Consider the following 9,370-nt stretch of genomic DNA (forward strand, 5'->3'; position numbering starts at 1 on the left):
TTTCTTGGGGCTGGTGGTTTGGTTGTGTGCGTCTGGTGACCTGGGATTTGGTTAGGGTTGGGTGGGCTCTCGTCGGGAGGTGCTTGGTCTTTTTGGGTGCTGGTTGGGTGCCGGTTGGGCGTGTTGTCACAGATTCCATTTTTTCGGCGGATTTTATGGAATCTGCGACACGATAGGTAGGGAACCTGTCACGAATTCCATTTTTTTCGCTGTTTTTATGGAATCTGCGACAAACCCCAGGTCAACGATTGTGTGCAATGTTGCTTGCTGTCACAAATTCCATTTTTTCAGGCGATTTTATGGAATCTACGACAGTGGGGATGAAAACATCACTAGTTTGATAGGGTGAGCCTATCAAACACCCCGGAAACCAGCCAGTACCCCAGGAAGCTAGCTCCAAACCCAGGCAAAGCGCTGCACACCCCGAAAACCAGCTCAAACCACCGGGAAGCCCTGGATTTTCAGCCCACCTGCCCCGAAAATCAGGCAGATTTCACATCACCCACAACCCACCACAACATTTCCCCAGCTCACACCCTCAAACCAGGAACCCACAACACAAATCTGCCTTCTCCATCCCTGTACCAAACCTTCGCAGGTCTTTTCACACCCCCACACCCCCCAAAAGTAGTAGCAATCTAGCTTCTTTGTCACTGTTCATGGAATTTAGCCTGTTTTTCTCCAATAATGGAAATACCAGCTCGGGAGGAATAGCTGGGGCTTAACTTTTTTAAAACAACAAATCGGGATCTATCGGGCTCTTGGGGGGACGATGCAATTAAACGAGGCTTCGCTTATTCAGCTCTACCTTGACGGGGATCAAAAGGCATTTAACAAACTCATTCAGGGGCATATGACCAAACTTCTCTATGTTGCTCGCAGATATGCGCCAAAAGGCACTGATCCGCAAGACATTCTGCAAGTCGCGCTCTGGAATGCATCCCGCAATTTGCATAAATTCCGACAAGAATGCGCATTAAGCACATGGCTGTATCGTTTGGTTGTCAACGCTGCCTATGACTGCGCCCGCAAGCAATCACGCTTTACCTATGAGTGTCTAGAGAATATTGAAGACCAAGGAATCGAACAAAATATCGAACTATCTGTCGAGCTTTCCATTGCCTTACAAGCGCTAAGCCAGGAACAACGCGAAGCCATCATACTCGTCGATGTAATAGGAACCACTATTGAGGGAGTGGCACAATATCAAGGAGTGCGCCCTGGAACTGTAAAATCTCGCCGTGCGCGGGCACGAAAAGCTTTACAAAAAATGCTTTCAGTGGAATAGCCTGAGCTCCCTGAACGTTAGAATCGTCATAACCAGATTTCCAGATTTTAAGGAAGAAGCACGTTGACGATTCACGACATTGCTATCGTCGGCTCAGGACCAGCTGGGTATACAGCTGCCATATATGCCGCGCGAGCCGATCTAAAACCAATTGTTTTTGAGGGCATCGAATACGGTGGCTCACTCATGACAACAACTGAAGTCGAGAACTATCCGGGTTTCCCTAACGGCATTATGGGCCCAGAGCTCATGGAAAACATGCGTCAGCAAGCGGAGCGCTTTGGTGCGGATCTACAAATGGAGATCGTTGACCGGGTTGACCTAACCGGTGAAATCAAAAAAATCTGGGTTGGCAATCAGGAATTCCAAGCAAAAACGGTTGTTTTGGCGATGGGCTCTGCTCCACGCTACTTGGGTGTTCCTGGAGAAAAAGAACTTTTGGGCCGCGGTGTATCAGCTTGTGCAACATGTGATGGCTTCTTTTTCCGCGACCAAGATATTGCCGTTGTTGGCGGTGGCGATTCCGCCATGGAAGAGGCGATCTTCCTTACAAAGTTCGCGAAATCCGTGACCATTATTCACCGCAGGGAGGAGTTCCGTGCGAGCCGCATTATGCTCGAACGGGCTCGGGAGAATGAGAAAATTCGTTTTATTACCAATGCGGTAGTGAATAAAGTCCTTGGTGACACCACAATGAGTGGATTAGAACTCACTGTCGATGGTGAAATTACTGAGCTACCAGTGACAGCTATGTTCGTTGCAATTGGCGCCGATCCCCGGTCAGAGATTGTCCGTGACCAAATCACGCTTGACGACGCCGGCTTCGTCACCGTTGCACATCCGTCCACCCGCACCAATATCCCTGGCGTTTTTGCAGTAGGCGATTTAGTGGATAACCACTACAAACAAGCCATTACTGCAGCAGCCTCAGGCTGTCGCGCCGCTATTGATGCTGAACACTACCTCGCCCCTTAGGAGTAACCCCCATGAGTAATGTGATTAATATCACTCAAGATAGCTTTCGTTCTACAGTCTTAGAATCCGAAAAACCCGTACTGGTTGACTTCTGGGCAGACTGGTGTGTTCCATGTAAAAAACTCTCACCAATAATCGATGAAATCGCAGCAGAAGTGGGAGATCGCGCACTCATCACTAAAGTTGATTTGAACCAGGAACGCCTTCTTGGAATCACCTATCAGGTACTCTCAATCCCGACACTTTTGATTTTTAAAAATGGGGAAAAAGTCGCGGAAATGGTTGGCGCACAGTCAAAATCCAAGATCATGGCGAAGCTCGAGTCCTTTATGTAGCTGGTATCGTAGCCCCAGTAAGAAAGGATAAGAAAGGAGCATCGTGACTGAGGTTCTCAAAGTTGGTGACAAGAGCCCACGTGTAGCGGAAGTTCGTGCAACGCTCGCTCGTTTGGGTGTCTTGAGGGATTTTCATGGGGACGCCTCCCGCACTTTCGTTGAGGAAGATACCTTTTTTGATGCTCCTTTAGCGCAGGCTCTTCAAGCTTTTCAGCAGAGTCGAGGCATTATCGCTGATGGGCATATCGGAGATACGACTCTTCGCGTTTTACGAGAAGCCACGTTCACACTCGGGGCCCGTGTACTGCAATTTGAGCCCGCGAACCCGCTTGTTGGTGATGATGTTTCCGAATTGCAGACACAACTGCAAGAACTAGGGTTCTATACCGAGCGCATAGATGGACGTTTTGGTGAACTAACTCATCAAGCAGTCAAAAATTATCAGCTCAATTTTGGCCTTGATAACGATGGAATTTGTGGGCCAAACACTATACGGTCGCTGAGGTATCTTGGACGCCGAATTACTGGTGGCTCCCCACACGCTATTAGGGAGCGTGAAGCGGTCCGCCGGGCAGGCCCACGCCTAGCAGGCAAACGAGTAGTCATCGACCCCGGACTTGGCGGAGGCACGCCTGGACGTTTGGTTAAAGGACCTTTTGGTACGATTACTGAAGCTGACATTCTTTGGGATCTGGCTTCGCGTGTAAAAGGCCGCATGGTTGCAGCTGGCATGGAAACTGTTATGTCGCGCCAAAAAATGGCTAATCCAAAGCCAAGTGAACGTGCAGAAATTGCAAATGCGTTTGGGGCAGATATTTTAATTAGCCTCCAATGTGATTACTACAAAAACGAGAAAGCCTCTGGCGTCGCCTCGTTCTATTTCGGCTCTCAAGATGGATGGAGTTCCCAAACGGGCGAGATGCTTGGTAGCTATATCCAACGGGAAATTTGTGCTCGAACACCACTAATTAACTGCGGAAATCACGCCCGCACTTGGGAAATCTTACGTCTAACAAATATGCCGTCAGTTGAGATTTTTGCTGGCTATCTATCCAACCCCCATGATGTTGCAATATTAACGGATCCGAAGCAGCGAGACGCTATTGCAGAGGCGATTGTTGTAGCGGTGAAGCGTTTGTATCTCCTTGATCGTGATGATCAACCTACAGGGACATATAACTTCAGCGAGCTCCTTAAATCAGAATTGCTCTAATCGAACCAAACCACATAGATAGAACAATTGAAGTGGGGTTCAGTGTAAATTTCCCTAGGATCGCTTGCTTAAGCGTCTTAAAAGTGGCGTTCCAGACGCACAGTCTGCGTTGATGTGTCTGGAACGCCACTACGTGTCGTGAACTTACAATCAATGACTTTGATTACTCACGGTCGATTAAACCCATAATGCGTTCAAAGTCATCGCGATCTCCGAACTCAACAACAATACGTCCCTTACGCTTGCCCATAGTTACAGTCACTTTTGTATCCAAACCATCGGCTAAGCGATCGGCAGCCCGAGTGAAAAACTCGGGTGTTACGCGTTTTACCGCTTGCTTCTTTTCCTGCTGCTCGCCGCGATTGGCTAACATGACTGCTTCCTCGGTTGCCCGAACTGACAACCCTTCCGCAACGATCCGATCGGCCAGTGCCTCCTGGGCGTCGACACCTTGTTTTAGCCCTAGAAGTGCCCGCGCATGCCCCGCACTCAGAACACCGGCCGCAACTCTTGACTGCACTTTTACTGGTAGCGCCAACAAGCGAATCGCGTTCGTAATTACCGGACGAGAACGCCCAATCCGATCAGCTAACTCACTTTGAGTAACACCGAACTCTTCAAGTAATTGCTGGTATGCAGCAGCCTCTTCCAAAGGATTGAGCTGTACCCTATGAATATTTTCCAGCAACGCATCGCGGAGCAGTGAACCGTCATCAGTCTCACGGATGATCGCCGGAATTTTCTTCATTCCAGCCTTTGCCGCCGCACGCCAACGGCGTTCACCCATAATGATTTCAAAGCCGTCATCTGCGGGGGAGCGCCGAACTACTATTGGCTGCATAAGCCCGAATTCACGAATCGAATGCACGAGCTCACCAAGGGCATCTTCATCAAACACTTGCCTTGGCTGCCGAGGATTAGGGGCTATCTCCGAAATCGGCACCTCTTGATAGCTAGCGCCAAATTCGCTTACAGTTTGCGGTGTCTTTTCAACCGCTTGTTCCGCTTTGCTCTTTTCGGCATTTGCCTCAGTTACTGTTTTTACTTTTTCGGGACGGGCCGTTTGCGCAGGTTTGACCTTGCTCTTTTGGGGCCGCGCACCGCCACCAATAATTATGTCAGCGGCGCCATCTCCAAGTTTGGGCCCTTGAGCTGGGGTACTGGGAATTAGGGCAGCGAGGCCACGTCCGAGGCCGCTTTTGCGCGGTTCTTGTGCCATAAGAGCGTTAAGCCTTTCCTAGCGCAGTAAAAACAACAGTTGCTAGCAGAGAGATTTTAAGATTTTGGTGCTACTCCAATAGTCCCAGATTCCGGTGTTGGCAGGTAATCGCCGCGCTTAGCAATTTCTTTCGCAGCGTCGAGATACGCCATTGCACCACGTGAGCCTGGATCATATTCCAAAACTGTTTGACCAAATCCGGGTGCTTCTGAAACCTTTACAGAACGAGGAATTACGGTGCGCAAAACTACATCTTTAAAATGCCCGCGCACATCTTCTGCAACCTGCTCAGCCAGCTTCGTTCTACCGTCATACATTGTCAACAAAATAGTTGAAATATGTAGTTCATTATTTAAATGCTGGCGAATCATTGAAATATTATTAAGTAATTGTCCAACGCCTTCCAATGCGTAATATTCGCACTGAATTGGTATAAGGACTTCTCGCACAGCGGTCATCGAATTAATGGTCAGTAACCCCAAAGAGGGGGGACAGTCGATAATCACATAGTCGAAATTGTTTCGCTCCAAGAATTCATCGTCCAGCGCATCCCGGAGCCGGTACTCACGACGCGGAATATTTACCAGCTCAATTTCCGCACCAGCTAGGTCAATGGTTGCCGGGATACACAACAAGTTCTTGTGAGAGGGGGATTGCTGCATTGCTTCTTCTGGTGTGCATTCCCCGAGCAACACCTCGTAACTCGATAAGGTTCCTGCACGGTGTTCCACACTTAGAGCCGTTGAAGCATTGCCCTGCGGATCTAGGTCCACGACGAGTACTCGTAAACCATGAAAAGCTAATCCAGCTGCCAAATTTACAGAGGTAGTAGTCTTTCCAACTCCACCTTTTTGGTTTGACACAGTAATCAGGCGCGGCCGGTCCGGGCGCGGTAAGTGCAGTGCATTTGGGGTTTGCACTTTGGTTGCGCGCTGGGCAGCTGCCCCAATGGGGGTGTCTTCCCAGTACCGTTCGTCCATGGAGGTCCCTTCTCCTTCGTATTGCTCTGTTTGTTACCCTACGGCAGTTATTTCACTCGCGGAATACTAATCAACGTCGTGGGTTCTTCTAGGTGTTGCTCACCTACTGTAAGGATGGTTGCATCTCCTCCGCCGGATTTTCGAATATCTTTTGCATCTCGGGCGAGTTCTTCACCCACGGATACCCCCTTCATCGCAATCATTTTTCCGCCTTTGTGTACTAATGGCAGCGACCACGAAGCCAATTTACCGAGCGGCGCAACCGCGCGAGATGTCGCGACGTCGCAAAGCTTCACTTGAGTGCGTACCGCCTTCTCTTCCGCTCGTCCACGCACAACAGTGACATTCTCTAAGCCAAGCAAAGCAATGACTTCTCGAAGATACACACAACGCTTTAAAAGTGGCTCAATGAGTGTGATTTTTAAATCTGGGCGCGCAATTGCCAGGGGGATACCCGGTAAACCGGCACCAGAGCCAATATCAACGACCTTTGCGCCTTTTGGCATTGCCTCGCCGATTACGGCGCAGTTTAAAATATGGCGATCCCAGAGTCGTGGAATTTCACGTGGACCAATAAATCCGCGGGTTGCTCCATCTGTAGCTAACGATTGCTGGTAAGCAACAGCTTTGTCTAGACGATCCCCAAAAATAACCGCTGCTGCGGGCGGCGGATCGGGCAGTTCTGCAACGTCGCTAAGCTGCGGTTTCACGTGAAACATCCTTCCCAAAACGAACACACGGGCAAACCCCCAAAAGCTAACTACATTGACTATACGCAAAAATAAAACCCCAACCTTGTTCGGTTGGGGTTCATAATTACTTCCGGCGCTTTTTCGGATTTTGCGGTTTTACGCCTGGTTTCGGAGCGCTAGCCCGCTTTGCTTCACGCTTTGCGGCCAATTCTTCTTCCTCTTCACGATCCATCTTGCTAAAAATGTATCGCTGCTGGAAGAAGGTCCAAATATTATTTGCGCCCATATAGCAGAGAAGACCGATGTGCCACAATACACCTGTGAATAAAATGGTGAGCGGCAGGAACCAAACCATCATTTTATTCATCATTTGCATTTGCATTGCCATTTGATCATTTGTTGGAGCAGTTGCCCGCCCAGAGGCTACTCTTTCCTTTTGGCGAGTAATGGCCATTTTCGCGTTAAAGTGCGTAGCTAGCGCAATAACAATAATCAATGGTGCAGCCACCATAATAATGTTCCATTGCGTGAAATTAACTGGAGCAAAGCCTTCGTACATTTCCTGCGGCATAGTTATATATGCCGAGAGCGGAACACCAAACAAACGTGCATCTAGGAATGATTGAACGTCTTCCGGTGAGAAGATGTAGTTTGCGGTATTGCGGTTTTCCTCGATAGATAGCCCCAATTGACCAGCACCAGTACCAGTGCGGTTAAAGGAACGAAGCACATGGAACAAACCAATAAACACAGGCATTTGCACAAGTACTGGCAAACAACCTGCTGCTGGGTTCACGCCCATTTCTTTTTGTAGTTTGCGGGATTCTTCCAGCATTTTTTGCTGGTCTCCCTTATATTTAGTGCGGATTTCAGCCAACCGTGGTTGCAGTTCTTGCATTTTCCGAGAAGAACGCATTTGGTTAACCGTGGGACGCACAAGAACTACGCGAATAGTAAATGTTAAAAACACAATCGCCAGCACCCATGTGATGCCGGAGCCTGGGTCAAGCACAAAACTAAAGGCTTTGTGCCAGAACCACAGAATGGCCGAGATTGGCCAATATACGAAGTTGAGCACGTTTGGTCAGAACTCCTGGTTAGGGTTACATTTGGTCTTCCTGCGCCTTGTTTTGCGTTTCGACGCCGCGGTCAGGCACAGGGTCGTAGCCTCCCGGATGCCAGGGCCCACACTTGGAAAAACGTACCAAGAACAGCAAAGTCCCCTTCAATGCACCGTGAAGCTTGAGCGCTTGTAGCGCATATGCACTACAAGTAGGTTCAAAACGACAGGTTGACCCCATCTTAAGGGGTGAAACATAGTTTTGGTAGCCGCGCACAAGGCGAATCAAGAAACGCACCGCAAGATTATGGGATGACATTGAGTCGTTTGAGTGCTCGTTGCACATCACGCATCATCTCCTCACTTGGGGCTTGTGCAGAGGCAGGAAGCGCTCGAATAACTACATCAAAACTGTCTGGCATATTACCTAAACTCTTTGCGCAAATATGCCGAAGCCGCCGCGAAACACGATGGCGAACCACAGCATTTCCGACGGACTTGGAAACAATAAGGCCGAAGCGTGGACCACCCATTCGGGCGATACCAGCTTCGGCAGTGTGCTCCCAAACATGGACTACAACAGTTTTTGAACCTTTGCGCTTTCCCGATTTGACCACCCTGCTGAATTCAGCGGATGTGGACAACTTATGTTGTTTGGGTAACACGCTCAAAGGATCCTTGTTGATGGTGCCATATTGGGCGCCAACTACTTATTTAAGCAGTCAGAGAAGCACGGCCCTTACGACGACGAGCCGACACGATTGCACGACCAGCACGGGTGCGCATACGAGTACGGAAGCCGTGAACACGTGCACGACGACGGTTGTTCGGCTGGAACGTCCGCTTGCCCTTAGCCACGGTGAACACTCCTAGTTGTAATGAGGGTGGCTCGTAACCACGAGCTGTTATCCGCAAATACTTTTACTGCGGCCACCCTGAATTGGATGATTATAAAAGACCTGGAAACTCCGAAATTGGAGAACGCCCCAGGCTTGCAACAGGCGCGATCCGGAATGTAAGTGGATCACGCCCAGTGCAAAGCACATCTGCGTGGTCTTTACAAAATAAAAGCCTCTTAGATGTGCGAGACTCTGTCAGACTACGCGGTTCACAGTGCTGAAACAAATCGACACACCAGAAATTCAGGATCCCCCGCGGATTACATTCTTGTTATTTCCAAATTTGCTAGCGAACAATCGTCGATAGCACACCTGCGTGAAAAACAAGTTGTCCACAGTTAAAAAGCCCTGTGGATAACTCTGCCTGTGGATAACTCTGAAATGTTCTCTATAGTTTGACTTAAATTTAACCTATTGCCGCAGGTCAGAGCGTTATATGGCGAACAAAATATCTATCCACAACCTAGAATGTGGACTGTGGATAAGTTTTTTGCGTAGAGTTGTCCACAGCTGTGGGAAACGTTGTGAAGAAGCAGGTTGCCCTGTATCTCTGTTTTTCACAACCCCGGTGAAAACTACTCAAAAGTTTTCCCCAAGTACACCCATAAACCAATACTCAGGACGAACTATTCATTGTGCTTTGTGTAGTACTAACAGGATTTCGATCGCTTCACTACAGAAGGCCAGCGACATAAGGATGTAGCAGCGC

Annotated in this window: 12 protein-coding genes; 5 read left to right on the forward strand and 7 right to left on the reverse strand. The window is 49.0% G+C overall.

Annotation, left to right across the window (positions count from 1 at the left end; translation table 11 throughout):
* Nucleotides 1–772: 772 nt before the first annotated feature.
* The 4 genes from CFREI_RS13215 (at nt 773) to CFREI_RS13230 (ending at nt 3,811) form a co-directional block, all read left to right on the forward strand.
* Nucleotides 773–1,288, forward strand: coding sequence for a sigma-70 family RNA polymerase sigma factor (locus CFREI_RS13215; protein ID WP_027011529.1), 516 nt, complete (start codon nt 773–775; stop codon nt 1,286–1,288).
* A gap of 63 nt (nt 1,289–1,351) precedes the next feature.
* Nucleotides 1,352–2,263 (forward strand): thioredoxin-disulfide reductase, encoded by a 912-nt coding sequence (gene trxB / locus CFREI_RS13220; protein ID WP_027011530.1) that lies wholly within the window; start codon nt 1,352–1,354, stop codon nt 2,261–2,263.
* A gap of 11 nt (nt 2,264–2,274) precedes the next feature.
* Nucleotides 2,275–2,598, forward strand: coding sequence for a thioredoxin (trxA, locus tag CFREI_RS13225; RefSeq protein ID WP_027011531.1), 324 nt, complete (start codon nt 2,275–2,277; stop codon nt 2,596–2,598).
* A 43-nt stretch (nt 2,599–2,641) separates the two neighbouring features.
* Nucleotides 2,642–3,811 carry an N-acetylmuramoyl-L-alanine amidase gene (locus CFREI_RS13230; RefSeq protein WP_027011532.1) on the forward strand — a complete coding sequence of 390 codons (1,170 nt, stop codon included), beginning with the start codon at nt 2,642–2,644 and terminating at the stop codon, nt 3,809–3,811.
* Nucleotides 3,812–3,974: 163 nt separating this feature from the next.
* Here the strand turns inward: CFREI_RS13230 and CFREI_RS13235 are convergent, their stop codons facing one another.
* From CFREI_RS13235 to rpmH, 7 genes are all read right to left on the reverse strand, one after another.
* Nucleotides 3,975–5,030 carry a ParB/RepB/Spo0J family partition protein gene (locus CFREI_RS13235; RefSeq protein ID WP_027011533.1) on the reverse strand — a complete coding sequence of 352 codons (1,056 nt, stop codon included), beginning with the start codon at nt 5,028–5,030 and terminating at the stop codon, nt 3,975–3,977.
* Nucleotides 5,031–5,086: 56 nt separating this feature from the next.
* Complete coding sequence (locus CFREI_RS13240) at nt 5,087–6,010, reverse strand: ParA family protein (protein ID WP_027011534.1); 924 nt, start codon at nt 6,008–6,010, stop codon at nt 5,087–5,089.
* Nucleotides 6,011–6,057: 47 nt separating this feature from the next.
* Entirely contained in the window at nt 6,058–6,729 is a 672-nt protein-coding gene (gene rsmG, locus CFREI_RS13245) for a 16S rRNA (guanine(527)-N(7))-methyltransferase RsmG (RefSeq protein ID WP_027011535.1), read from the reverse strand.
* A gap of 97 nt (nt 6,730–6,826) precedes the next feature.
* Nucleotides 6,827–7,780: a membrane protein insertase YidC gene (yidC, locus tag CFREI_RS13250; protein WP_027011536.1), complete on the reverse strand. Its 954-nt coding sequence runs from the start codon at nt 7,778–7,780 to the stop codon at nt 6,827–6,829.
* Nucleotides 7,781–7,805: 25 nt separating this feature from the next.
* Nucleotides 7,806–8,081, reverse strand: a complete 276-nt coding sequence (gene yidD / locus CFREI_RS13255) for a membrane protein insertion efficiency factor YidD (protein ID WP_051255748.1) — start codon at nt 8,079–8,081, stop codon at nt 7,806–7,808.
* Nucleotides 8,068–8,427 (reverse strand): ribonuclease P protein component, encoded by a 360-nt coding sequence (gene rnpA / locus CFREI_RS13260; protein WP_027011537.1) that lies wholly within the window; start codon nt 8,425–8,427, stop codon nt 8,068–8,070. Before rnpA ends, yidD begins: the two co-directional genes overlap by 14 nt.
* A gap of 49 nt (nt 8,428–8,476) precedes the next feature.
* Nucleotides 8,477–8,620, reverse strand: a complete 144-nt coding sequence (gene rpmH, locus CFREI_RS13265; RefSeq protein WP_081761677.1) for a 50S ribosomal protein L34 — start codon at nt 8,618–8,620, stop codon at nt 8,477–8,479.
* A gap of 20 nt (nt 8,621–8,640) precedes the next feature.
* Between rpmH and CFREI_RS13270 the strand changes: the two genes are divergently transcribed.
* Nucleotides 8,641–8,781, forward strand: a complete 141-nt coding sequence (locus CFREI_RS13270) for a hypothetical protein (RefSeq protein ID WP_156907673.1) — start codon at nt 8,641–8,643, stop codon at nt 8,779–8,781.
* Nucleotides 8,782–9,370 lie beyond the last annotated feature (589 nt).

Origin of the sequence: Corynebacterium freiburgense (assembly GCF_030408815.1) — a bacterium.
GTDB lineage: Bacteria > Actinomycetota > Actinomycetes > Mycobacteriales > Mycobacteriaceae > Corynebacterium > Corynebacterium freiburgense.